Genomic DNA, 24129 nt, shown 5'->3' on the forward strand with positions numbered 1-24129 from the left:
GTTCAACGCTCCGAAAGGCGAATGGGTTCGGCGATCCAGCCACCTTCGGGACCAAGGACAAGAAGCGGCGTAGAGAACGCGCCGACCACACGCTCCGGCCAATGGGTGCCGGCGCCGGCAATGGCAGCCCGCCAGCGATCCGTCTGCAGCATGGCCGCTCCGACCGCCGCCGGTTCGACGCCGACCTTCGCCAGAAGGGAAAGACCCGCTGCCATCGACGCACCGCTCGACATCACATCGTCGATCAGCACAACCCGACGCTTTGTCATGAGAGGCAGCATGCGCGGATCGACATAAAGCCGTTTCTGCTGGTGCGGCGTGGTGATCGAGGTCAGGGGCACGGAGAGTTTCTCGTCATACCAGAATTTGCGCGAGGTTCCGAGCGGAACATAGCGCGGGTGGCCGAGCGCCTCGGCGACGGCGGCGGCAAGTGTCAGGCCGAGCGTCGGCAGGCCGACGACCACGTCCGGCCGGTAGGCACGAAGCTTTGCGGCGATGTCCGTAGCCAGAAGGCGCAGGACGGAAAAGCTCGCCTGATTGATAATCAGGGAGGCGATTGCCTGCTGCCCGCCGGCAAGCATCCTGATCGGCAGCAGCAACTGACGTCCGTCACCAAGCGTCGCCGGAAAGCTCGCTTCATGCGGGCCGGCGGGGTCGAAACTGCCAGCCGGATAAAACTCCTGCCAATAGTCATAAGGCTGCATGAGACAATCCTTCCGCCTGCTTCGGTTCACCGAACCTTCCCTTGCTTCATCGCAAAGGAGAGCCCGGTTTGCAATTTGCGGAACATCTCCGCAAGGCTGTTCAGAAAATCTTGACGCAGCGTTCCGATTTCCCAGTTGTCTTTGACCGGGCAGGCATTACCTTTGAGGGGATTTCACGACCTATCCGGCGACACCCCGCCGGCCAAAAATGCAGGATTGGCAATGTATACCGGTATCGTTCAGACCGTGGCTCCCATCACCGACATCACCCGTCACGACGGCTATACCACGCTCTCCGTCGAACTTCCCGAGCACCTGTTGGAAGGCTTGCAGATCGGTGGCAGCGTTTCGGTCGAAGGCGTCTGCCTCTCGGCAACATCGATCGATGGCAACACCGTGACCTTCGACGCCATGGACGCCACCCTGTCACGCACCAACCTTGGCGCCCTGCACAAAGGGGATGACGTCAATATCGAGCGTTCCGCCAAGCCGACGGACGAAAACGGCGGGCACGCCATCGCAGGACACATCGCGACAACCGCGAAACTGGTGGATGCAAAGATGGAAATGCCGGGCGCCTTCATTCGCTTCGCGGTGCCGGAGGAATGGGCGAAATACGTCTTCCCCCGGGGCTTCCTCGCCGTCAACGGCGCAAGCCTGACGGTGGCCGATGCAGACAGGAACGAGTTCACCATAAACCTCATTCCCGAAACGCTGCGCCAGACCACGTTCCCACGCTACAAGCCGGGCGACGATCTGAACATAGAGGTCGACCACCAAACGATGGTAATGGTCGATGTTGTCGAACGCACGCTGACCCGGCTTCTGGACCAGCGCCGCCCTGCCTGACTATGAATGGCTGGCTCTGAGCGAAACCCAGGGCCGCTCTCCAATCAGAGAAATGAGAACCTTCAGATAGTCCGCCGGCTTCTGGGCACAAAGGTCGACCGGGATACCTTTTGCAGCGATTTCGGAAAGCGGCGACCCCGATACGATCCGGAAGGGCACACCCGACCGTCGCAATCTTTCGACGACCGGGGTGACAGCGCCGTCGCGTACATGAAAGTCGAGGATCGCCGCCGAGATCCGTTCATGATCCAGGACATCGAGTGCATCGGCGACCGTTTCCACCGTCATGACGTTCACGCCGGCCCGCGCGACGCTTTCCGCCGCATCCATGGAAATGAGGGCATCATCTTCGACAATAAGGACCGTATCGGCCTCGAGGGGTTCTTTTTTCGACTGCATTGCCTGTCTCCTTTTGCGACACAACGCGGCCGGCCCGGTATTGTTCGGTTTCCCATAAATGAACGGGTTTCTTGGTTAACGAATTGTTTCACGATTATTTTTGTGAACGCGGAACCTCCATCGCGCAACCGCGTTATCCCATGCCATACGTGCAGTTCCCGAAAAGAGTTCTTTGGTCTCGTTACGGGGCTGCCTAACCGGCAAGGGGCGCTCCGGCTGTTCCGGTTGGCGTCGCAGTCTTCCCAGGGAGAAAGACAATGCAGGTCATCAGCACACAGGTTCACGAGGAGGCGGGCCGACGACCGGGCTTCACGGTTGAATTCGTCGGCGACGGTGGCGAGGTTATTTCGGTCCATATGAAGCAGACCGCGTCGGGCGGAATCGATCGGCACAACGCTCTGGAAAAGGCGCGAGCATTGCTGCTTCAGGTCGGTTCCTTCGCGGGGGCGGACAGCAAGGAAAGAGGTGGTTTCGATCCCCTTGGCCCGGAAGAGACCGGCATTTCCGATGCTGTCCTCAGCGCGCGGCGGGCCCAGGACAGCGAAGAACTGGAGGATCAACTCGAAGAAGGTCTCGAAGACTCCTTCCCTGCGAGTGACCCGGTCTCGGCGACCTACTCCTCGACACCCGGCCGGGCCGGAAGGCACTGACCGAAATAGGCGATTTTGAAGCGGGAAATGCGCCGGACGGAAAGCGCATTCAACATCCTATGGAAGCGCTTTCGTCAGGACTTCGAAATCGTATGACTGTCCGGCAATGGACAACCGCTTCGCCGTAATGATTACGGGTATGATCTCTCCGGCGGCGTTACGGATTTCCGCACGTTCGCCAGTATATCCCCCTTCGTTGTCGAGGCGCGCAAGGCGCGCGCCGCGCGCCTTGTTGTCGACGACAAGGCCTGACGACACCATTTCATGGCCCTTGATCTCCTCCCAAGACTTTCCGACGAGATCGAGATAGGCCTTGTTGACGCGTACATAGCGCGAACAATTTTGCCCGGTGGTGGAAATCGAGAAAGCCACGGGCGAAAGATCGAAGAGCGCCTGGATCAGGGAATCTCTCCCCGCCTCGCCGATTACCGTATCTGGAGCGAAATCCTCAAGCGCGCCAGGTGCGGAAAGCCGGTCGTTGCTCAGCTCGATGTCGATGGGCATCGATACCTCGTCCCTGAGGATAGCGGCCAGACGCCACAGGTCCACTTCCAGGAAAAGCGGCTTATGAGCCTCCGTCAGATCTGTCAGACACCTCGGCAGTTCTCGCTCCGCCTTCTCGAGCCGAAGCCCATCCAGGGGCGAGCAGGCAGCAGCGCCTTTCTCGCGAAAAGCATGTGCGGCCATCTCGCGCACGATACCGTAGGCCTCCTCCAGCATGCGCATCCGCTCTGCTTCCAGCGTTACGTCATCTGGCTCGCCTTCGTCAGCAAGCGGCAGATTTTCGAGGATCCGCCACACCTGCGCTTCCTCTGGAGTCTCGATGACTTTTTCGACACCTCTCGGAGCAAATCGGATCAGGGACAGAAGCGTGTCGACGCCGAGGCTGTCGACATCGAAGGCGTAAGCGTTTCCGTCCTTGTCTGTGGCCTCCGCAGTGAGACGCGTGGGGCCGCCATTGTCATCCAGGAACAGGGTCACGTTTCGGATCGCCTTCGGAAAACCGAGCCAGGGATGTTCATGCCTGAAAAGATCGAGAGCCTGCTCTTCCAATACCGCGACGTTGAACATTCCGCTTCCTCCCCGAAGCTGGCGCCGCGCCTAAGGCCAACCTTTCGCGGAAACCTTATGGAGGACACCTGGCACGATTATTATTAGTATTTTCTAAAATTATAACAGGACGTCAATCCGCTGTCGGACAGCTACATGACATATTGCTGAAGAACAATGACGTTTTGCCTGACATTGACGAAGCGCAAAAAGCCATCGGCCTACGCGTTGGAATAGCCTTTCGGCAAAGGGGTCGTCGGCGATGCCGGAAGCGAAAAAGGCTCGTCAGTGACGAGCCTTGGATTCCTCGGGAAAAATATCTTGCCGCAATGCGTGCCAGCGGACGCCCGCGAAACGACATTCCCGGACTCAGAAGAATGCCTGAATGCCGGTCTGGGCACGGCCGAGGATCAGTGCGTGCACGTCATGGGTTCCCTCGTAGGTATTGACCGTCTCCAGGTTCTGGGCGTGGCGCATGACGTGGTATTCGATCTGGATACCGTTGCCGCCGTGCATGTCGCGGGCCATGCGGGCGATATCCAGCGCCTTGCCGCAATTGTTTCGCTTGACGATCGAGATCATCTCGGGCGCGAACTGATGCTCGTCCATCAGCCGGCCGACGCGAAGCGAGGCGAAAAGGCCAAGCGTGATTTCCGTCTGCATGTCGGCGAGCTTCTTCTGATAGAGCTGGGTGCCGGCCAGCGGCTTGCCGAACTGCTTGCGGTCGAGGCCATACTGACGGGCGCGGAACCAGCAATCTTCAGCCGCGCCGAGCACACCCCACGAGATGCCGTAGCGGGCGCGGTTAAGGCAACCGAACGGCCCCTTCAGGCCGGATACGCCCGGCAGCAATGCGTCTTCACCGACCTCGACGCCATCGAGCACGATTTCGCCGGTCACCGAGGCACGCAGGGACAGCTTGCCGCCGATCTTCGGCGCCGACAGGCCCTTCATGCCCTTTTCGAGCACGAAGCCGCGGATCTCGCCGCCATGCGCTTCTGATTTCGCCCAGACGACGAAAACATCGGCGATCGGCGCGTTGGAAATCCACATCTTGGAGCCGCGCAGGCGATAGCCGCCCTCGATCTTTTCGGCGCGCGTCTTCATGCCGCCCGGATCGGAGCCGGCATCCGGCTCGGTCAAGCCGAAGCAACCGATCAGTTCACCCGAAACGAGACCGGGCAGGTACTTGTCCTTCTGCTCCTCGGAGCCATAGGCGTAGATCGGATGGATGACCAGCGACGACTGCACGCTCATCATCGAGCGATAGCCGGAATCGATGCGCTCAACTTCTCGGGCGACGAGACCGTAGGACACGTAGTTCGCACCGGCTGCGCCGTATTTTTCCGGCAGCGTCACCCCGAGCAGTCCGGCCTGCCCCATGAGGCGGAAGATTCCAGGCTCGATCGTCTCCCCGAGATAGGCCTCATTCACCCGCGGCAGAAGCTCGCTTTCGGCAAAGGACGCCGCCGCCGACTGGATCATCCGCTCGTCTTCGGAAAGAGCCTCTGCCATTAGGAAAGGATCGCTCCAGGAAAAAGGCCGCATGTCGCTCATCACTCATATCCTCTTTAGATTTTAAGCCAGATTGACGAATTCGGCCCCTGGTGCAAGCCATGTTTACTCATGCTGCCATCAGGTCTATTCATATCGGATGCTGACCCATCAACGCCGTTTCCTGCCCTCCACCAGCGCGCTCGCCGCCTTCGATTCCGTGGCGAAGCTCGGGAGCTTTTCCGCCGCGGCCAACGAGTTGGCGCTGACGCAAGGGGCCATCAGCCGGCAGATATCCCTTCTGGAAGATCAACTCGGCGTCAAGCTTTTCGAACGCAACAATCGGGGCGTCGAATTGACCCCCATCGGCCGCGACTACGCCAAGGGCATCGGCGACGCGCTGGCGACCATCCGCACGCTCTCTCTCGAAGCGATGGCCAAGGCGGGCGACACCCATCTGCGCCTTGCGATGCTGCCGACCTTCGGCACCCGCTGGCTGATGCCGCGTATTCCGGATTTTCTCGCCCGCAACCCCTCCATCATCATCGATTTCGCCACCCGCATCGGGCAATTCGATTTCGAAAGCTCCGGACTGGACGCGGCCATCCATATCGGCGAACCGAACTGGCCCGGCACCGATTGCCAGTTCCTAATGCAGGAGATGGTGGCGCCCGTCTGCAGCCCAGCCTTTCTTCGCGATCATCCGGTTGCCCGTGCGCAAGACCTGCTCTCCATGCCGCTCTTCGATCTCGCGTCGCGGCCCCGCGCCTGGGAGCAATGGTTCGCGAGCCTGGACATACCGAACGGCCGCGGCGGCGGCATGCGCTTCGAACAGATTTCCAATGTGGTGCAAGCCTGCCTCGCCGATCTCGGCATCGCTCTCGTGCCGACCTTCCTGATCGAACCCGAGCTTTCCAGCGGGCAACTGGTGCGCGCCTGGAACCACGAGGTCAGGAGCGCCAGCGCCTATTACCTTGTCAGGCCCCTATCGAAGATGGCCTACCCGCCCGCCTCCGCCTTTTCCCAATGGCTTCTGGAACAGGTTCGCGAATTCAATGCCCGGCAGGCCGACCGCGGCGAGCAGCTATCCTGATGTGACAGCCTATCGGAGGCATCGAGCCACGCGCTTGACCAAAGTCATCAGATGACTTAATCATCGAACCATGAAGACACTTCAAAAAGTCAGTCTTTCCGATACGGCCACCGAAGCGTTGCGCGCGGAGATCCGCAGTGGCCGCTGGGCGGTCGGCTCTCGCATTCCCAATGAAGCGTCCCTTTCGGAAACGCTCGGCGTCAGCCGCGGCACCATTCGCGAGGCCGTGCGGGTCCTGGCCTCGCAAGGACTTCTCGACGTGCGCCACGGTTCGGGAACCTATGTGCGCTCCCTTGTAGGAACCGATGGTGCGCTGGATGCCGCCCGGCGCGCCAGCCTGCGGGATCGTTTCGAGGCCCGTTGCGCTCTGGACGTCGAGGCAGCGCGCCTTGCCGCACTCCGCGCCAACGCCGCAACCATCGTCCGCCTGCGCGCCCTGCTCGCCCAGCGCGGCAACTCCGATAAAGGCGACCGCGCCGCCTTCATTGCGCGTGATTTCGCCTTCCACCGGGCCGTCGTCGCAGCGTCCGACAACCGGGCTATGGTCGAACTCTACGACTTCTTCTCTGCCTCGATCACGGAAACCATCGAAGCCACGACAGCGGGCGACCTGCCCGAACCCGACATGGCCGCCCATATGGCAATCGTCGATGCGATCGAAACCGGCGAGCCCGACAAGGCAGACGCCGCTGTGCGCCGTTTCATGGCCCCGGTCTTTGCCTATCTCGACCGGCGGGACGACTGATGACCGACAATGCCGACAGCCATGCGCTCGACCTCGCGGACGAGCTTCTGATCGACGCCGAAGACACGCCTTCGTCCTCCGCCGTCACCGGGGTCACGGGTCCGGCCACTCGCTGGCTTCTGGCGGTCAGCCTCGTGCTCATTGCCTTCAACCTTCGTCCCGTCTTTTCCAGCGCATCGGCCCTGCTGCCCGAAATTCGTTCGGAACTCGGACTCTCCGCCTTCGGCGCCAGCCTGCTCACGACAGTGCCCGTTGTCTGCCTCGGCCTTTTTTCTCCGCTGGCGCCCCGTCTTGCCCAGAGGATCGGCGCGGAAAGAACCTTACTTTTTGCCGTCTTTCTCCTGGCCACCGGAACGGCCTTACGGGGCCTTTCGTCGGTTCCCCTGCTCTTCTTCGGCACTGCCCTTGCCGGTGCCTGCATCGCTATCGGCAATGTCCTCCTGCCGGGGCTGGTCAAGCGGGATTTTCCCGATCGAGCGGCGCTGATGACCGGATTCTACACCATGGCGCTCTGCGCCGGGGCTGCCGGCGCCGCCGGCCTCAGCCTGCCTGTGGAGAAAGCCTTCAATGGCTCGCTCGGTGCGGCGCTCGCCTTCTGGGCCCTGCCCGCTTTCGCGGTGGCGCTCATCTGGTTGCCACAGGCGTTGCGAAGCGCCAAACCGGCCAAGGGCAGCGGCACCTGCATCGAGGGCCTCTGGCGCGATCGGCTGGCCTGGCAGGTCACGCTGTTCATGGGACTGCAATCGGCGCTCGCCTATTGCGTCTTCGGCTGGCTGGTCCCCATCCTGCGCGAACGCGGCATCGACGGGGTGACCGCGGGCGCCATCGTTTCGGTCTCCGTAATGGTGCAGGCGGCGTCCTGTATCGTTTCGCCGCAGATCGCCGTGCGCAACCGTGACCAGCGGCTCATCAATGTGGCGCTGGCCGTCATCGCGGTCGTCGCATTGCTCGGCATTCTCTTTGCACCCCTCTCGACGATATGGATCTGGGCCATCTTGCAGGGCATCGGCCAGGGCGGCCTGATCGCCCTCGCCATGACCGCCATCGTCCTGCGTTCGTCGGATTCCCACGTCGCTGCCCATCTCTCGGGGATGGCGCAGTTCGTCGGATATCTTCTGGCAGCCATCGGCCCCCTGCTGGTCGGGCTCACCAGGAGCTGGAGCGGGAGTTTTTCGGCAACGGCTCTACTTTTCGTCGCAATCGGCCTCGGCGCCGCGATCAACGGCTGGGGCGCCGGGCGTCTCGCATATGTAGACGTCCGTTCGGGAACGAAAGAGGCATAGATGAGCCTGTGTCCCCGCGCATAGCCTCATCTTCGGTCCAATTGACAAGCTGTTGTTATGGAAGAAGAGTACCTCCTAATAAAACGGTCAGCGTGGGAGGGACAGGATGTCTGGGCGCAAGGCTTTTGGTTTTCTCGCAAGATTCCTGGCAATCTCGCTGCTGGCGACGCCTGTAGTTGCGGCCGACACCCGTAGTATCTTCACCACGCCTGACGGCGATTACTTCGGCTTCGACCTTCGAACGGAAAAGAACCTCTCACTCGACGAATGCGAGGCAAGCTGCATCGCTGACGGCGCCTGTCGCGCTTTCACCTACAATCCAAAGGTGAAATGGTGCTTCCTGAAGTCTGACTTCAACCAGCTCAATACCTTTGCCGGCGCCATTGCCGGTCGCGTGGTGGAAGCAGGCGTTGCAGAAGATCTAGGAGCAGCCAAGCGACCCGAATTTGTCTCCGACCAATTGATGGAGGATGCCCGCACGCAACGCGCCGATCTCTCGCTTGGAGAAGACCAGCAGCAGCTCGGCCAGGGCGCCCTGCTCGTCATCGCCCGTCAGTCGTTCGCAAACAACAACATCGACGCGGCGCTCTACGCCTTCAAGGGTGCGCTCGCGATCACGCCTGACGACACCGCCATCTGGCTGGAAATGGCCCGTGCTGCCAATACAATTACCGGCAACAGCAGCGTCACCGGGCAGGGCGTGCTCGCCGCACTCAATGGCTACCTCTTGAGCCGCGACACGCAGACCCGCGCCGATGCGCTCGCCACCCTCGCCAAGGGCCTGGAGAACTCCGAGGACTACCGCAACGCGCTGAACGCCTATAAGGAAAGCCTCAAGCTCGTCACCGCCAAAACCGTGCAGGCCGCCTATAACGACCTGCGTTCCCGCAAGGGCTTCCGTGTCGTCTCCAACAGCGTCGATGCAGACAGCCTGACGCCGCGCGCCTGCGTCGAATTCTCCGACCCGCTGGTCAAGCGCGGGGTCGATTACACGCCCTTCGTGATGCTCGACGGTGCAGCACCCAAGGCCTTGGAAGCCAAGGACAACCAGATCTGCGTCGAGGGCCTGACGCATGGCGCCCGCTACAAGCTGGCGCTTCGCGCCGGTCTACCCTCCTCCGTCGAGGAGAGCCTCGAGGCGCAGGTCGATCTCGAAATCTATGTCCGCGACCGTTCCGCATCGGTTCGCTTCACCGGCGACAGCTTCGTCCTGCCCTCCACGGCGCGGCGCGGCATTCCGCTGGTTTCGGTCAACGCCGACAGCGCCAACCTCAAGCTCTATCGCATCGGCGACCGCAACGTCGCTCCCCTGCTTTCCGCCTCGCAGTTCCTCACCCAGCTCGACGGCTACAGCGCCGACCGCATCGAAAGCGAAACAGGCGAACTCGTCTGGCAGGGATCGATCGATATCGCCACCGAACTCAACAAGGACGTCGTTACCAGCTTCCCGGTGGACGAGGCCCTGCCCCAGCGCAAGCCCGGCATTTACGTGATGACGGCGTCCGTCGCGAACACGAATACCGAGAACTGGGACAGCCGCGCGACCCAATGGTTCGTCGTCTCCGACATCGGGCTATCCACCTTCGCCGGCACCGATGGCTTGCACGTCTTCGCCCGCTCTCTTGCGACGGCAAAACCGCTGGCGGGCGTCGACCTGCAGCTGATCGCCAAGAACAATGAGGTTTTGGCGACGGCGAAGACGGATGACGATGGCCATGCCCGCTTCGATGCCGGCCTCATCCGTGCCGGCGCAGCGCTTGCCCCGGCCGTTATCGCCGCCCGCTTGCAGGACGACGACAACGTCTTCCTCGATATGACCCGCGCCGGCTTCGACCTTTCGGACCGCGGCGTCACCGGCCGGCCTGCTCCCGGCGCAATCGATCTGCTCGCATGGACCGAACGCGGTATATACCGTCCGGGAGAGACCGTGCATGCCGCAGCACTCGCCCGCGACATCGAGGCAGACTCCATCGACCGGCTGCCGCTCACCTTCATCTTCTCCCGGCCGGATGGCGTTGAATTCCGCCGCATGGTGGTGACCAGCGAAACGCTTGGCGGCTATGCCGTCGACCTGCCCCTGCTCGCCAACTCCATGCGCGGCACCTGGAGCCTCGCGATCCATACCGATCCGAAGAAAGAAGCCATCGCCCGCAAGACCTTCCTGGTCGACGACTTCGTGCCGGACAGGCTGGAATTCGACATCACCAGCGAAGCGAAGGACATCGAAGCCGGTGCCTCCGTCCCGGTCAGCATCGACGGACGCTATCTCTATGGCGCACCCGCTGCCGGCCTGTCGCTGGAGGGTGAGGTCAACATCCGCCCGACCCGAAGCCATCCGGACTATGAGCGCTATGTCTTCGGCCTTGCGGACGAAGAGGCCGGCGAAGAAACCCAGGTGCCGCTCGAAGCGCTGGAACCGCTGGACGAGGACGGCAAGACGACCTTCGATGTCGAACTCGGCGAACTGCCATCGACGACGCAGCTTCTCAACGCCGAAGTCGTCCTGCGCCTTGTCGAAGGCGGCGGCCGCGCCGTGGAGCGCAAGCTCACGCTTCCGGTTCGCCCCGAAGGCCCGATGATCGGCATCAAGCCCGAATTCACCGGCGACCTTGCCGAAAATTCGATCGCGAAATTCAACGTCATCGCGCTCGGTCCCGACGGTAAGCGTCAGGCGCTTTCCGGCGCAAAGTGGAAACTCGTCAGCCTCGAGCGGAATTACCAGTGGTATCGCGAGGGCACATCCTGGCGCTACGAGCCGATCATCACCACCAAGCAGGTGGCGGATGGTACCGTCGATATTTCCGCCAATGGAGCCGAAGTTTCCGCTCCGGTTCAATGGGGTCGCTACCGCCTTGAAATCGAAACGGCGATCCTCAACGGCCCCGCGACCAGCGTGGAATTCGACGCCGGCTGGTTTGTCGAGGCGAGCACCACGGAAACACCCGATGCGCTTGAAATCGGGCTCGACAAGGAAAGCTACGCCATCGGCGATACGGCGACGCTGAAGGTCTCGCCGCGCTTTGCCGGCGAACTGCTTGTAACCGCCGGCACCGAATCTCTCGTCACCACGCAGGTGGCGACCATTCCCGCCGATGGAGGCGAAGTCACCATTCCCGTCACCGCGGAATTCGGTGCCGGAGCCTATGTCACCGCAACGCTTTTCCGGCCCGGCGACGCGCAGGAAAGCCGCATGCCGGCGCGCGCCATCGGCGTAAGCTGGCTGAAGGTCGATCCGGGACTGGACAAACTGGCGATCAAGCTCGACCCACCGAAGCAGACGTTGCCCCGCCAGCCGCTGGAAATCCCCATTGAGGTAGCAGGCGCGGGCATTGGCGAGGAAGCCTATGTCATGGTCGCCGCCGTCGATGTCGGCATCCTCAACCTGACGCGTTACGAAGCCCCGAACCCGGAAGACTGGTATTTCGGCCAGCGTCGGCTGGGTCTTGAGATCCGCGACCTTTACGGCCGCCTGATCGACGGATCGCTTGGCGCGATGGGACGCCTGCGCACTGGCGGTGACGGCGCACAAAGCCCGCTTCAGGGCAATCCGCCGAAGGAAAAGCTGGTCGCCTTCTTTGCCGGTCCGGTGAAGCTCGATGCCGATGGCCGCGCCACAGTGTCCTTCGATATCCCGCAGTTCAACGGCACGGCCCGAGTGATGGCCGTCGCCTGGTCGAAATCCGGCGTCGGCCACGCCGAAACCGATGTCATCATCCGCGATCCGGTGGTGGTCACGGCCAGCATGCCGAAATTCCTCGCCCCCGGCGATGAGACCGAACTGCGCCTCGATATCGCCGCAACCGATGCTCCGACCGGCGATTACACCCTTGCGGTGTCGTCCAACGATGCGGTTCGCATCGATCCGCAGGCCGCGACCCAGACGATCAGCCTGGAAGCCGGCGGCAAGACGGTCGTGACACTGCCCGTCATCGGCGTCGAGCCGGGTGCGGCGACCATAGACATTGCGCTCTCCAATGCTTCCGGCCTGTCGCTCGACCAGAGCCTCGAGGTTCCCGTCCGTCCTGCATCCCTTCCGGTGACGGAACGCCGGGTTCTGTCTCTCGCCCCCGGCAAGAGCCTGACCATCGATGCCGACCTGCTGGCCGACAGCCTGCTTCAGGATGCGGCGGTCAGCCTCAATGTCAGCCGCGCCGATGGCTTCGACCTTCCGGCCCTGCTGATGGGTCTCGACCGCTACCCCTATGGCTGCGCCGAACAGACCACCAGCCGGGCGTTGCCACTGCTTTATCTGAGCGAACTTTCCGCGGTTTCCGGCCTTCCCGACGACGCGGATGTGAAGAAGCGGGTGCAGGACGCGATCTACCGGGTTCTCTCCTACCAGTCCTCCAGCGGCAGCTTCGGCCTCTGGGCTCCGGGCTATGAGGACCTGTGGCTCGATGCCTATGTCACCGATTTTCTCACCCGCGCCCGCGAGCAAAGGTTCGAAGTGCCGGAACAGGCGATGCTGCAGGCAATCGAAAACCTGCAGAACCGCATCGGCTACGACGCCGATATCCGCAGCCGCGGCAACGAGATCGCCTATTCGCTCTACGTGCTGGCGCGCAATCGCAAGGCCGCGATCAGCGACCTGCGCTACTACGCCGATACGATGCTCGGCGATTTCCCGACCCCGCTTTCGAAGGCGCATCTGGCCGCGGCACTTTCGCTCTATGGCGATGCCGAACGCTCGCGTTCGGTCTTCCTCGATGCCGCCGGCATGTCGGAAGAAGCGCGCCTCACCAAGGTCAGCCTCAACCGTTCGGACTATGGCTCGTCGCTGCGCGACGGGGCAGCCGTGCTCGCTCTTGCCGCCGAAAGCCGTCCGGTTCCGCCGATCGTGCCCGCACTCGCCAAGGTCGTGACCGACGAATGGCGCGAAAAACGGTATCTCAGCACCCAGGAACAGACCTGGCTTCTGCTGGCCGCCCGCGCCCTGCAGAAGGGAGATGACGGCCTGTCGCTCGATGTCAACGGCGCTCAGCATAACGGCGCCTATCAGGCGAGCATCACCGGCGATGCCCTGCTCCAGCATGCGGTTACGCTGACCAACAAGAGCAGCGATCCGGTTTCGGCAGCGATCACCACGGTCGCGGCACCCAAGGTTCCGCTGCCGGTAGGCGGCGAGGGCTTCGACATCACTCGCACCTACTACACGCTGGATGGCGAGGAGGCGAATGTCAGCGAAGCCGCACAGAACGAGCGCTATGTGGTCGTTCTCACCGTCACCGAAAATGACGACTGGCCGGCGCAGCTGCTGATTACCGACCTGCTTCCCGCCGGCTTCGAGATCGACAATCCGAGCCTCGTCGACAGTGCGGCGCTCGCCAACTTCGACTGGATCGGCGAGACGGAAACGGCCCACCTCGAATTCCGCAACGACCGTTTCGTCGCGGCGATCAACCGGCCGGCCAGCGAGAACGGCGAGATCACCCTTGCCTATGTCGTCCGGGCCGTAACGCCCGGCACATTCGAACATCCGGCAGCCTCGGTCGAGGACATGTACCGGCCGCAGTTCTCGGCCCGCACGGCCACCGGCCGCATGCAGGTCTCGGCAGCGGAGTAACGGGAAAGCGGTGATGGGAAAGCTGCGCGTCGCGGGTCTGGGTCTTGCGGTTGCTGCCGTCGCAGCGACCGCAACACTCTTTGCCCTCGACGCCGCTGACCGCGCCTTTCCGCCGCCATTGCCGGAGGCCGCCACGGTCTCGGCCGAAGTGCTGGATACCGACGGGCAGTTGTTGCGCGCCTTCGCGACGAAGGACGGGCTGTGGCGCCTGAAAACGACGGCTGCCGATGTCGATCCGCAGCTCGTGAAAATGCTGGTCGCCTACGAGGATCGGCGGTTCTACGAGCATTCCGGCATCGACCTCATGGCGTTCGGCCGCGCCGGCTGGCAGCTGCTAACCAATGGCCGCATCGTTTCGGGCGGCTCGACGCTCAGCATGCAGGTCGCCCGCCTCATCGAGCCGCGCCGAGAGCGGTCGCTGACGGCGAAGCTCATACAGATCGCCCGCGCCCTGCAGATCGAACGGCGGCTGGAAAAATCGGAGATCCTCGACCTCTATCTCACCCGCGCGCCCTATGGCGGCAATCTCGAGGGTGTGCGAGCCGCAAGCCTTGCCTATTTCGGCAAGGAGCCGAAACGCCTTTCGACAGCGGAAGCCGCCCTGTTGGTCGCGCTGCCGCAGCTACCGGAACGCCGCCGCCCCGACCGCTACAGGGAAAACGCCGAAGCGGCCCGCAAGCGCGTTCTGCAACGCATGAACACTGCCGGCGTGCTGGAACCCGGCGAGATCGCCCGCGCCGAAGTCGCCCCCCTGCCGGAAAAACGCTTGCAACTGCCGGCACTCGCCGCCCATCTGGCGGAAGCCGCAAGACGCAAGGCCCCGACTGAAACGACATATCGGACAACACTTCGCCGGGACGTGCAGGAGCGACTGGAAGCCGTTGCACGGACAACCTCGCAGCGTCTCGATCCGAAGGTGTCGCTCGCCATGCTGATGGCCGATGCGGAGACCGGTGAAATCGTCGCCGAGATCGGCGCGGCCGACTATTTCGATGCCTCCCGCTCCGGCTGGATCGATATGACTCGCGTCAGCCGCTCGCCCGGATCGACGCTAAAACCGTTCATCTACGGGCTGGCCTTCGAGGAAGGTCTGGTCGCGCAGGAGACCATTGTCGAGGATCGGCCGGCGGATTTCTTCGGTTACCGGCCGAAGAATTTCGACATGAGCTATCAGGGCGACGTCAGCATCCGTCAGGCTCTGCAACTCTCTCTGAACGTACCGGCGGTGCGGCTGCTCGATGCGCTCGGCCCTTCGAAGCTGATGGTAAGGCTGCGTCGCGCCGAGGTGCGTCCGCGCCTGCCGACCGCGGAAGCGCCCGGACTTGCCATTGCGCTCGGAGGAGCCGGCCTGACGCTGAAGGAACTCGTCCAGCTCTATGCCGGCCTCGCCAACCGCCAGACGCCGGTGCGGCTGGGTGATGGCATCAACGACCAGCCCGGCGAGATCGAAAACGTCGCCGCATTGTTCGAACCCGTCGCGGCATGGAATGTCGCGGACATTCTCTCGGGCGTACTGCCGCCGTCCGGCAGCCCCACCATCGGCATCGCCTACAAGACCGGCACCAGCTATGGCTACCGTGACGCCTGGTCGGTCGGCTTCGATGGCCGTTATGTCCTCGGCGTCTGGATCGGCCGCCCCGATAACGCTGCCGTACCCGGTATTTCCGGCTATGCGACAGCGGCTCCCCTGCTGTTCGAGGCGTTTTCGAAATCGGGGCTTTCGGGCACTCCGCTGCCCTCCGCCCCGCGCGGCGCAAACCGCATCGCCCAGTCGGAACTGCCGATCAGCCAACGTCGGTTCTCGCTCGATCCCAGCGGTCTCCTTTCTGCCTCGACGCGCGAAAAACCGCCGCAGATCGTCTATCCGCCCGAGGGCGCCCAGATCGAACTTGGCATCGGTCCCGATGGCGCGCCGCTGCCCCTTGCCTTGAAACTGCAGTCCGGGCGCGCACCCTTTCGCTGGCTTGCCAATGGCAAGCCGCTTTCGGAACCCACCCGTCGACGCACGACGGAATGGAGACCGGAGGGTGTCGGCTATTCAACGCTGACCGTCATCGACGCAGCCGGACGTGCGGCAACAGTGGGCTTTTTCGTCCGGTCCTGAAAACGCCATTCATGCTGCCGGAGCAGCGGGCGGCTTGCCCCGCGGTCCCGACGAGCGTAAGTCATGACCGACTGGAAAAGGGGCCGCGGCCATGACGGAACTGAAAACGAGACAAACCGGCGCAACGGCAACGCTCGGCCATCGCGGTTTTCCCCATGTCGTATCTGCCACCGGAGGCGAGATCGATATCGTCACCGGTCCGAGCCAACCGGGCTTCAATCCGGTCGATCTGCTTTACGCATCGCTCGCCGCCTGCCTCGCCATGAGCGCCCGCATAGCAGCGACTCAGATGCATGTCATGGACAAGGTCACGAACATCACGGCCGAAGTGAAGGGCGAGAAGGCGCATGAGGGACCCTCGCGGATCACACGCTTCGACGTCCGCATGACCATCGCGGGGGACCTCGACGCCGACACCCGCCGGAAGATCGTCCATGCCGCAGAGGAAATCTGCACGGTCAGCAACACGCTGGCGGGAAATCCCGAATTCTCGATCGAACTCGGCGACTGACCCCCGTCACCTGCAACCCTTCCGCATCTCCCATTGCTCAATCCGCGCGACTTCCCGCATCTCCGTCGGCGAGAGATCGCCATAAGGCGGGAAGCATCCGCGCCCGAAGACGGCGCGGGCGCGCTGCGTCTTGAAGCAATAACCCCGCTCCGCATAAATCTCGTTGCGGGCGTACCACAGATCCTCGCAACTCATTGCCCGGTAATCCTGCGCATGGGCCGCAGACAAAATTCCGGGTATGACGGCAAAGACGTCAAGCAAGAGCGCAATCACGATAATCCAACGACTGTCCACGATCCCCTCCTTCGGATACTCGAACACAGCGAATATAAGCGAATTCGGCAATGAGCCATTGATGCAGGTCACTCGCAGGCTTTCATCCGCTGTCCTTGGCCGGTTCCGGCAATTTTCGCTTGATGTCTTGACTGCCACTGGAAATCCGCCACACACCGCCCCAAGTCATATACGGCCGGGAGATTTGGGGCTTGACGCGTGGTCGGGCTGAGTTAAAACCGGCTTGTCACGCAACGCCCAGTGCCTTGCGTTGCGGACCAAACTTCTGGTGCCGGGCCCCTCTGGCGAGAGTTTACGGCGCTCTCGTGATGTCGGTACCGCCAGCAAGATGAGCCGGCGGATTCAAAAACATGACTCTTCAGATCATGCCTATCCCGCGTGCATGTGTCGCCATGCACGATCATTTCCCGCATCCTTTCGCTTTCAACCGTTCGGAGGCACGCCAATGAGCACACCCTCGACCGGACAGCCGACGCTTTCCTATTTCAAATGGGCCTTCATCGTGACCGCTATTGGCCTTCTTCTCGGTGGCTGGGTTGGATGGCAGTCCACCGGAACGCTTGGCGGCATGGCAACCGTCTTCTTCATCTGCGCAGTGCTCGCAGTTCTCGAAATCTCACTTTCCTTCGACAACGCCATCGTCAACGCCAACAAACTCAAGGACATGACGCCGGTCTGGCAGCATCGCTTCCTGACCTGGGGTATCGTCATCGCCGTCTTCGGCATGCGTATCGTCTTCCCGCTGCTGATCGTGGTGATAGCCGCCGGCATCGGGCCGATCGAGGCGCTCTTCCTGGCGGCCCGGGAACCGGGTGAATATGCGAGGATCATGACCGAGGCGCATCTGCCGATTGCTGCCTTCGGCGGTACCTTCCTGATGATGGTCGGCCTCACCTACTTCTTCGACCACGAGAAGGAGGTGCACTGGATCGTCTTCCTTGAGAAGCACATGGCGCGCTCCGCCTCGATCAAGGGCATCGAGATTGCCTTCGTGCTTCTGCTGATCCTGCTCTTTTCGAACCTGCTCGAAGGCGAGGAAGCCAACACTTTCGTCTATTCGGCGATCTACGGGCTTCTCACCTTCCTCGTCGTCGAGGTGATCGGCGGACTTCTGGATCACTCGCAAAAGGCCATGTCGGAAGCGGCGAAGGGTGGCCTCGGCGCCTTCATCTATCTAGAAGTGCTGGACGCCAGTTTCTCCTTCGACGGCGTCATCGGTGCCTTCGCACTCAGTCAGAACCTGTTCGTGATTGCGATCGGTCTCGGTATCGGCGCGATGTACGTGCGCTCGATGACCATCATGCTGGTCGATAAGGGAACGCTCGCCGAATACCGATACCTGGAGCACGGTGCCTTTTACGCCATCCTCATCCTCTCGGTAATCATGTATTGCCAGACGCTGGTTCATATCCCCGAAGTCATCACCGGCCTCGGCGGCGCGGGGCTGATCGGCATCTCGCTCTGGTCCTCCATCCGCTACAACCGCAAGGAACGGGAAGAGGAACTAGAGCACGATCGACAGGCGGTCGCCGAAAACATCTGATGGCAAGATGCAAGATGAAAGAGCCGGCCTGATGCCGGCTTTTTCTTTATTGAACCGTGTCTACTCCCCTTGAACAACAGCCTCGGTTCAAAATGCAGCAATAAAGGTCTTTTTGTGCCGAACCTTGCTTTGGCGAGGCACGTTCTTAGATCAGCCGAAGAGACAGCTTATCGTCACCAGATGAAAAGAACCGAGGACCGCTTGGAGAACCCATGTCGCCAACAACGCCAGGGAACGGCTTCCGCCCAACTTGAGGCTGTTGCCGAAATGGCGAACAGGGCGGGAGCCCTGTCACTGACGGATCTGCTGGAGGCATTGGGCCGCACCAGCATCGCCTTCGCCATCCTGATACTGTCGCTGCCGGCCCTCACGCCGGTCCCCGGCCCTTTCGGCATGTTCTTCGGAACCTGCCTTGCCATCGTCTCCCTGCAGATCATCGCCGGAAAGAGGCGTATCTGGCTTCCCGAGATGCTGGGCAGGCGGAAACTTTCGGCTGCGACGATCATGCTCGTCGTTCGATATACGACGCCACTCGTGCGCAAGGTGGAAATCATCCTGCAACGCGGCCGCTTGCGGGCGCTGACCGGGCACACCGCCCAAACCCTGCTGGGCGTGCCAGTCTTCCTGCTTGCGGTAGCTGTCGCGCTTCCCATTCCTTTCGGCAACTTCCTGCCGGTAGTCGCCCTGGTCGTCATCTCCATGGGATTGATGGAACGGGATGGTCTGGCGACACTCCTTGGCATTCTGCTTGCAGCAATTGCACTCGGGACATCGGGTGGCCTGATCTATGGCGCGGCCTCGGCCTTCAACTGGATCGTCTGACTGCAAAAGACAAATGACCCGCCCCGACAAGGGCGGGCCATGACACCCGGAAAGAGATGGAGTTTCACTGCGCGCTGGCGAGCGCGGCCTCGATGCGTTCCTGCGCCTTCTTCGGCAGCTTCACGGCCTTGAAGGCATCGAGGTTCGCGCTCGCGTCGTTGACCACGACCACTCCGACCATGCCCATGCCGACATGCGGCGCGCACTTAATGCCATAGACGCCGGGCACGTCGAAGGTCACCTTGATGGTTTCGCTCATCTTGCCCTTGAACTCAGCGGCGCCGTCCGGGATCATGCCCTTGATGCTCTCGGCGTTGTGGCCCTTGTCGGTCGGGATGAAGGTGACGGTGTCGCCGGCGGCGATCTTGAGGCCCGCCGGCTCGAACACCATGGCGCCGTCCTTGCCCTTGTTCAGCATGTGAACCTCGTAATCGGCGGCAGCGGCGGAACCGGCGAGGGCAGCGAAGATCGCACCAGCGGCAACGAGGCGCTTCATCATCATGGTCATTGTCTTGTCTCCTTGAAAACAGGACCCCTCGGGTCCGTTAATCAAGGAGATACGCCGGCCAGTCGGCGTCTTCTTTGTCGCCGCACAAATTGCAAAGCGCAATTTCCAGGGAATGCGACCGGAACGCCGAACAGACTATTCCCGGGTCCCGTCGGCCAGTTCGGCAAGTCCCGCAGGGTCGATGACCAGGAGCTTCTGCCGGCCGCCTTCCACGTAGCCGCGCGCCTCCCAGGCGCTCAGGATGCGCGACACGGTATGCAGCGTGGTTCCGGTCATTTCTGCAATGTCCTGCCGGGAAATCGGGAAATCGATCCGGATGCCGCCCTCTTCCTTGCGGCCTGCCTTGCGCGCCAGCCGCAACACAGCATGGGCGACGCGACGCTCCACCTCTTGGGTCGACATCTCCCTTATGCGCGTATGGGCTTCTTCCAGCCGCTGCCCGATGGTCTGCATCGCGGTCACGGCAAGCCGAGGATTATGTTCGACGAAACTGGGCCAGAGATCGGTCGGCCAGCAAAGCGTCACGCTTTCTGCCGCTGCGATGGCGGTGCCCGGATAGTCCATGCGTTGCAAGGCCTTGGCGAAACCGAAGAGGTCGCCAGGATGCACCACGCGCACGATGATCTGCTGCCCGTCCTCGGTCACCTGAGTGACCTTCAGGCGTCCATGGAGAAGAAGAAAGAAGCTGACGGCCGGTTGCCCCTGTTCGAAAACGGCTTCACCCTGCGGCACACGACGCGACGTCGCATGCGAGAGCAACCGGTCCAACTCCTCGTCACTCATGCGGTCGAACAATGGAAGCGATTTGACGACGGCCCGATCGATCTTCACCGCCGTATTCCTTTCCTCCAGAATCGGACACTGCAAGGACAAACATATGTTCGTCCGCCCGGTCCGTTCGAATGACGTATCCGCCGGTTTGTTTAGACTAGAGAGAGGTTTGACGGAAGGCAAAAAAGAGCCGGGCGAACCAACGGTCGTCCCGCACCAGGCGAAAACCGACATTATCGGGAGGCGTTCCGACCGAACAGCCACCGCCTTTCGGCTCCCGCACGAAGGCGCTGAGCGGCGCACGATGCTTGCCGGAGGCGACATAGATACCGCAGCTCTCGACCTCCTCGACGACCTCACCGGAGGTTCCGAGATTGACACGCCGATTGCAGGTTGTCGTCCACTCCCAGACATTGCCGCCGAAATCGGCGAGACCGTATTCGTTTTCGCCGAAATGACCGAACGGTTGCGGCGCCGGCTCCCGCGATGCCTTGCGGGCAGCCTCGCGCTGGTAATCGGCAAGCCATCTGAGTGCGGGGTTCTTGCTGTCCGGATCGACGCCAAGCGCGTCGTCCGGAAATTTCGAACCGGCGGCAAAGGCCAGTTGTTCATCGCTCGGCAGCGACCAGACGGCATTGTCGTGCCGGCTGAGCCACGCAGCATAAGCCTCCGCGTCGTCATAACTGACGCCGGTTGCGGGCATGTCCTGCAAGGACGGTATCGTCGATTCCCGTGCCGGGCAGGCCCCGTCCGCGACACAGCGGTCATAGTCGGCGGCCGAGATCTGGTATTTCGTGATCGTCAGCGGCTCTCCCGGCGCCACCTCCAGCATCGGAGCATCGACCGCAAATCCGGCCTTGAAGAATTCACCCGCCTGGCGGTAGCGGAAAGTCCGCGGTTCAACGACGATCGTCTCCGGCGTAGCCACGAGCGCTACGCCGGGCTGCGGCAGAACGCCGGTGCGCAAGGCAAGGGTTCCGGCAAGACCCAACAACAGGATACCGGGCAGCATCAGCGAAAGGGCGGAAACGGAATGATTTGTGCGGACAGATAGCATGACGACCTCCTCAAGGTCGCGGCGGGAAAGAGGAGATCCGCGCCCGCCCGTGGCGGACGCGGACCCTTTACATTCAGCTGGCGCTCGGTGCCATGACCGAAGTCATCAGATCGTCGTTCCATTCGCCGGTGACCGTGAAATGCGCAGCCGCACCAAGCTCGAAGGCTTCGATCAGGTTGTGGTTGACGTAGGCATAAACGCCCGGCTGATGGAAGGTGTAGAAGGCTGCGCCTGCCGCGCCACCCGGAATGAACCAGGTTTCCTGGTCGGTTTCCGGCACGTTGTGGAACTTGCCGGTTGCCCAGACATAGTCGCCATGTCCGCCGATCAGGTGCGGACGGGTATCGCGGTTGGCCTGCGAATGGACGATCAGGACACGGTCGCCAACCTCGGCCTTCATGGCGTTCTGGCCGGTCAGCGCGCCGACGGCACCGTTGAAGACGATATGGCTTGGAGTAAGCGACCGCATGACTTCCAGCGTATCGGCATAGGCATCGCCGGCGCTCTCGTATTTCTTGAAGTTGCCGTTTTCGTCCTTCGGGATGTAGAAGTCCTGTTCGCCGACATAGTAGATCTTGTCGTAGGTCAGGTCATTGCCCTTGCCGTCCTTCAGACCGTCGCGCGGCAGCACCATGATGGCACCGTTCATGCCCGAGGTGACGTGCCACGGAACCATGCCGGGAGGTGCGCAGTGATAGACGAAGACGCCGGCCTTGGTCGCCTTGAAGCGCAGAACCGTCTTCTCGCCGGGATTGACCAGCGTCAACGCGCCGCCGCCCAGAGCACCGGTTGCAGCATGGAAGTCGATGTTGTGCTGCAGGGTATTGGTTTCGGGGTTGACCAGTGTCAGTTCGACATAATCGCCCTCGTGAACGACCATGAGCGGGCCGGGAACCGAACCGTCGAAGGTCATGGCGTGCACTTCCGTGCCCGCATCGTCGAGGATCATCTTCTGTTCCTTGATGGTCAGGGTGAACTCGACGACCTTCGGACCGCCCTCGGCCTTCTGCGTATGGGCATGGACGAACGGAGGCTTGACGAGTTCGACCTTCTCGCGGGGAAGCTTTGCGATGTCGGCGGCGGTTGCGGCCGCATTGGTCTTGATGCCACCTCCTTCGGCACGAGCCTCGGAAGTCTTGATGATCGGCGCCAGGGCGCCGGCAAAGGCCGCGCCGGCCAGAATCGTGCGGCGGGTTACCTGAAACTGCTCAGTCATCGGAATGTCTCCTTGTGGTAGAGCGGAGCGGATATCGTCCGGTGACAAGAGTTCTACTCCCGATCGCGAAATCTAATTTGTGCCAGAACAAACTTCTTCCGGCCGACATTTTACCTGCGTCATTTTGGCAGGGCGCAAAATGACAAAGATCAGAAGAGGGCAGGTCGGGCTTTGCTTGCGAATGCACAAAGATCGAAGGAGGGTTTCTTCTTAAAACGATTGCGATTTATCAAGCAATCGGAGATCCGTCATGAGCAACAGCCAACAGACGAGCCGCCCGGCCGGCGGCATTCCACGCGGCCTTTCCCGAACAGGCCCGGTTCTGTTTTCCTATGGCTTTCGCCCCTTCTTCCTTGGTGCCGCGATCGTTGCGATAGCGGCCATGATCCTCTGGATCGCCGCGCTCGCCGGCATCGTCGAGGTCGGAGGCTCCTACAGCGCCCATCATTGGCACGCCCATGAGATGTTGTTCGGCTTTTCCTCCGCGGTGGTCGCCGGCTTTCTCCTGACCGCGGTTCCCAACTGGACTGGCCGCCTGCCGGTGTCGGGCCGCCCCCTCGCCGGCCTGTTTTTGCTCTGGGCGGCGGGACGCCTGCTGATGCTCGCCCCCGACCTGATCGGGCTCGTGCCTTCCGTCGCCATCGAAAGCCTGTTCCTGCCCGTCCTGCTCTTCATCTGCGCCCGGGAAATCGTCGCGGGACGCAAGTGGAAGGATCTGAAGGTCCTGGGTGTCCTGACCGTGCTGTCGCTGGCCAATATCGGCTTTCATCTGAATACCCTGGCCGGAGAACATGGCGGTACCGTCGAGAGGTTGGCGATTTCAGCCTATCTCGTGCTCATCATGATTATCGGCGGGCGTATCATCCCGAGTTTCAGCCGCAACTGGCTGAACCAGAGGGGAGAGACACGCTTTCCGGCGCCCTATGGCCGCTTCGATACCGCAGTCATCGCGGTCGGCGCATTGGCGCTCTTCTGCTGGAGCCTAAAGCCCGAGCAGCCGGCAACGCTCGTGCTTGTCGCTGTCGCCGGCATCGCCCATGCGGCACGGCTGCGGCGCTGGCGCGGCCTGGCTGTATGGCCGGAGAAACTGCTCTTCATCCTGCATGTCGCCTATGCCTTTCTGCCGCTCGGATTTGTGGCAATCGCGCTTGGCGACAGGATAGGCCTCGGCGATGCGGGCATCATGCACGTGATGACGGTCGGCGCCATGGCAGCGATGATGCTGGCGGTCATGACCCGCGCCACACGCGGCCACACCGGCCGGCAGTTGACGTCGTCGCCGCTCACCAATCTCTCCTATGCCGCAATCCTGCTGGCGGCACTTCTGCGTCCAGCTGCCGATCTTCTGCCCGCTCAGGCCATGACGCTCTACGGGCTTGCCGGCCTGGCATGGCTGGTGGCCTTCGGCCTCTTCGTCGTCGAATACGGTCCGATGCTCGCCCGGGTCCGGCGCACCTGACGGAAACTGGATAA

20 protein-coding genes are annotated in these 24129 nt (G+C 62.1%); 11 read left to right on the top strand and 9 right to left on the bottom strand.

Annotated features, from left to right (window positions below):
- Positions 1-2: 2 nt before the first annotated feature.
- Positions 3-704: a phosphoribosyltransferase gene (locus ACLBKR_RS15800; protein ID WP_113448669.1), complete on the bottom strand. Its 702-nt coding sequence runs from the start codon at positions 702-704 to the stop codon at positions 3-5.
- Between the two features lie 222 nt (positions 705-926).
- Here ACLBKR_RS15800 and ACLBKR_RS15805 point away from each other — a divergent pair, with 222 nt between their 5' ends.
- Complete coding sequence (locus tag ACLBKR_RS15805) at positions 927-1553, top strand: riboflavin synthase subunit alpha (RefSeq protein ID WP_112829529.1); 627 nt, start codon at positions 927-929, stop codon at positions 1551-1553.
- Here ACLBKR_RS15805 and ACLBKR_RS15810 read toward each other — a convergent pair whose 3' ends face one another.
- A complete protein-coding gene (locus ACLBKR_RS15810; RefSeq protein ID WP_113339329.1) occupies positions 1554-1952 on the bottom strand; it encodes a response regulator in 399 nt (132 codons plus the stop codon). It abuts the gene before it with no gap.
- Between the two features lie 257 nt (positions 1953-2209).
- Here ACLBKR_RS15810 and ACLBKR_RS15815 point away from each other — a divergent pair, with 257 nt between their 5' ends.
- Positions 2210-2602 carry a hypothetical protein gene (locus ACLBKR_RS15815; RefSeq protein WP_113339330.1) on the top strand — a complete coding sequence of 131 codons (393 nt, stop codon included), beginning with the start codon at positions 2210-2212 and terminating at the stop codon, positions 2600-2602.
- Positions 2603-2659: 57 nt separating this feature from the next.
- Here ACLBKR_RS15815 and ACLBKR_RS15820 read toward each other — a convergent pair whose 3' ends face one another.
- Entirely contained in the window at positions 2660-3673 is a 1014-nt protein-coding gene (locus tag ACLBKR_RS15820; RefSeq protein ID WP_113448668.1) for a PAS domain-containing protein, read from the bottom strand.
- A 348-nt stretch (positions 3674-4021) separates the two neighbouring features.
- Positions 4022-5200, bottom strand: a complete 1179-nt coding sequence (locus ACLBKR_RS15825; protein WP_414901805.1) for an acyl-CoA dehydrogenase — start codon at positions 5198-5200, stop codon at positions 4022-4024.
- A gap of 106 nt (positions 5201-5306) precedes the next feature.
- On the opposite strand from ACLBKR_RS15825, the gene ACLBKR_RS15830 reads away from it, so the two are divergent.
- The 6 genes from ACLBKR_RS15830 to ACLBKR_RS15855 all read left to right on the top strand — a co-directional run bounded on the left by ACLBKR_RS15830 (position 5307) and on the right by ACLBKR_RS15855 (position 16445).
- Complete coding sequence (locus ACLBKR_RS15830; protein WP_113448666.1) at positions 5307-6239, top strand: LysR family transcriptional regulator; 933 nt, start codon at positions 5307-5309, stop codon at positions 6237-6239.
- Positions 6240-6309: 70 nt separating this feature from the next.
- Positions 6310-6984 (top strand): FadR/GntR family transcriptional regulator, encoded by a 675-nt coding sequence (locus ACLBKR_RS15835; protein ID WP_113448665.1) that lies wholly within the window; start codon positions 6310-6312, stop codon positions 6982-6984.
- The gene (locus tag ACLBKR_RS15840) at positions 6984-8267 is read left to right on the top strand and encodes a CynX/NimT family MFS transporter (RefSeq protein ID WP_113486353.1); all 1284 of its coding nucleotides are present in this window, start codon (positions 6984-6986) and stop codon (positions 8265-8267) included. The genes ACLBKR_RS15835 and ACLBKR_RS15840 overlap by 1 nt, the downstream gene beginning before the upstream one ends.
- A gap of 106 nt (positions 8268-8373) precedes the next feature.
- The gene (locus tag ACLBKR_RS15845) at positions 8374-13830 is read left to right on the top strand and encodes an MG2 domain-containing protein (RefSeq protein ID WP_414899618.1); all 5457 of its coding nucleotides are present in this window, start codon (positions 8374-8376) and stop codon (positions 13828-13830) included.
- A gap of 13 nt (positions 13831-13843) precedes the next feature.
- Positions 13844-15934 carry a penicillin-binding protein 1C gene (pbpC, locus tag ACLBKR_RS15850; RefSeq protein WP_414899620.1) on the top strand — a complete coding sequence of 697 codons (2091 nt, stop codon included), beginning with the start codon at positions 13844-13846 and terminating at the stop codon, positions 15932-15934.
- A gap of 91 nt (positions 15935-16025) precedes the next feature.
- Entirely contained in the window at positions 16026-16445 is a 420-nt protein-coding gene (locus tag ACLBKR_RS15855) for an OsmC family protein (RefSeq protein ID WP_113339338.1), read from the top strand.
- Between the two features lie 6 nt (positions 16446-16451).
- On the opposite strand, the gene ACLBKR_RS15860 is transcribed toward ACLBKR_RS15855, so the two are convergent.
- Positions 16452-16811 carry a YARHG domain-containing protein gene (locus ACLBKR_RS15860; RefSeq protein WP_414899622.1) on the bottom strand — a complete coding sequence of 120 codons (360 nt, stop codon included), beginning with the start codon at positions 16809-16811 and terminating at the stop codon, positions 16452-16454.
- Positions 16812-17184: 373 nt separating this feature from the next.
- Between ACLBKR_RS15860 and ACLBKR_RS15865 the strand changes: the two genes are divergently transcribed.
- Together ACLBKR_RS15865 and ACLBKR_RS15870 are read left to right on the top strand one after the other, a co-directional pair.
- Positions 17185-18282, top strand: a complete 1098-nt coding sequence (locus ACLBKR_RS15865; RefSeq protein WP_113438438.1) for a DUF475 domain-containing protein — start codon at positions 17185-17187, stop codon at positions 18280-18282.
- A 267-nt stretch (positions 18283-18549) separates the two neighbouring features.
- Positions 18550-19104, top strand: coding sequence for an exopolysaccharide biosynthesis protein (locus tag ACLBKR_RS15870; RefSeq protein ID WP_414899624.1), 555 nt, complete (start codon positions 18550-18552; stop codon positions 19102-19104).
- Between the two features lie 64 nt (positions 19105-19168).
- On the opposite strand, the gene ACLBKR_RS15875 is transcribed toward ACLBKR_RS15870, so the two are convergent.
- From ACLBKR_RS15875 to nirK, 4 genes are all read right to left on the bottom strand, one after another.
- A complete protein-coding gene (locus tag ACLBKR_RS15875; protein ID WP_112829514.1) occupies positions 19169-19612 on the bottom strand; it encodes a pseudoazurin in 444 nt (147 codons plus the stop codon).
- Positions 19613-19747: 135 nt separating this feature from the next.
- Complete coding sequence (locus tag ACLBKR_RS15880) at positions 19748-20443, bottom strand: Crp/Fnr family transcriptional regulator (RefSeq protein WP_112829578.1); 696 nt, start codon at positions 20441-20443, stop codon at positions 19748-19750.
- Between the two features lie 97 nt (positions 20444-20540).
- Entirely contained in the window at positions 20541-21440 is a 900-nt protein-coding gene (locus ACLBKR_RS15885; protein ID WP_113438840.1) for an SUMF1/EgtB/PvdO family nonheme iron enzyme, read from the bottom strand.
- A gap of 73 nt (positions 21441-21513) precedes the next feature.
- Positions 21514-22656, bottom strand: a complete 1143-nt coding sequence (gene nirK, locus ACLBKR_RS15890; protein WP_112829512.1) for a copper-containing nitrite reductase — start codon at positions 22654-22656, stop codon at positions 21514-21516.
- 250 nt (positions 22657-22906) lie between these two features.
- On the opposite strand from nirK, the gene ACLBKR_RS15895 reads away from it, so the two are divergent.
- A complete protein-coding gene (locus ACLBKR_RS15895) occupies positions 22907-24115 on the top strand; it encodes an NnrS family protein (RefSeq protein ID WP_414899628.1) in 1209 nt (402 codons plus the stop codon).
- Positions 24116-24129 lie beyond the last annotated feature (14 nt).

This window comes from Paenirhizobium cremeum, assembly GCF_047553425.1.
GTDB classification, from domain to species: Bacteria; Pseudomonadota; Alphaproteobacteria; order Rhizobiales; family Rhizobiaceae; genus Allorhizobium; species Allorhizobium cremeum.

Bases quoted from the DNA above. Each gene is read 5' to 3' on its own strand.
- ACLBKR_RS15800 (WP_113448669.1), bottom strand. From the start codon at position 704: ATGCAGCCTTATGACTATTGGCAGGAGTTTTATCCGGCTGGCAGTTTC.
- ACLBKR_RS15805 (WP_112829529.1), top strand. From the start codon at position 927: ATGTATACCGGTATCGTTCAGACCGTGGCTCCCATCACCGACATCACC.
- ACLBKR_RS15810 (WP_113339329.1), bottom strand. From the start codon at position 1,952: ATGCAGTCGAAAAAAGAACCCCTCGAGGCCGATACGGTCCTTATTGTC.
- ACLBKR_RS15815 (WP_113339330.1), top strand. From the start codon at position 2,210: ATGCAGGTCATCAGCACACAGGTTCACGAGGAGGCGGGCCGACGACCG.
- ACLBKR_RS15820 (WP_113448668.1), bottom strand. From the start codon at position 3,673: ATGTTCAACGTCGCGGTATTGGAAGAGCAGGCTCTCGATCTTTTCAGG.
- ACLBKR_RS15825 (WP_414901805.1), bottom strand. From the start codon at position 5,200: ATGCGGCCTTTTTCCTGGAGCGATCCTTTCCTAATGGCAGAGGCTCTT.
- ACLBKR_RS15830 (WP_113448666.1), top strand. From the start codon at position 5,307: ATGCTGACCCATCAACGCCGTTTCCTGCCCTCCACCAGCGCGCTCGCC.
- ACLBKR_RS15835 (WP_113448665.1), top strand. From the start codon at position 6,310: ATGAAGACACTTCAAAAAGTCAGTCTTTCCGATACGGCCACCGAAGCG.
- ACLBKR_RS15840 (WP_113486353.1), top strand. From the start codon at position 6,984: ATGACCGACAATGCCGACAGCCATGCGCTCGACCTCGCGGACGAGCTT.
- ACLBKR_RS15845 (WP_414899618.1), top strand. From the start codon at position 8,374: ATGTCTGGGCGCAAGGCTTTTGGTTTTCTCGCAAGATTCCTGGCAATC.
- pbpC (WP_414899620.1), top strand. From the start codon at position 13,844: ATGGGAAAGCTGCGCGTCGCGGGTCTGGGTCTTGCGGTTGCTGCCGTC.
- ACLBKR_RS15855 (WP_113339338.1), top strand. From the start codon at position 16,026: ATGACGGAACTGAAAACGAGACAAACCGGCGCAACGGCAACGCTCGGC.
- ACLBKR_RS15865 (WP_113438438.1), top strand. From the start codon at position 17,185: ATGAGCACACCCTCGACCGGACAGCCGACGCTTTCCTATTTCAAATGG.
- ACLBKR_RS15870 (WP_414899624.1), top strand. From the start codon at position 18,550: ATGGCGAACAGGGCGGGAGCCCTGTCACTGACGGATCTGCTGGAGGCA.
- ACLBKR_RS15875 (WP_112829514.1), bottom strand. From the start codon at position 19,612: ATGACCATGATGATGAAGCGCCTCGTTGCCGCTGGTGCGATCTTCGCT.
- ACLBKR_RS15885 (WP_113438840.1), bottom strand. From the start codon at position 21,440: ATGCTATCTGTCCGCACAAATCATTCCGTTTCCGCCCTTTCGCTGATG.
- nirK (WP_112829512.1), bottom strand. From the start codon at position 22,656: ATGACTGAGCAGTTTCAGGTAACCCGCCGCACGATTCTGGCCGGCGCG.
- ACLBKR_RS15895 (WP_414899628.1), top strand. From the start codon at position 22,907: ATGAGCAACAGCCAACAGACGAGCCGCCCGGCCGGCGGCATTCCACGC.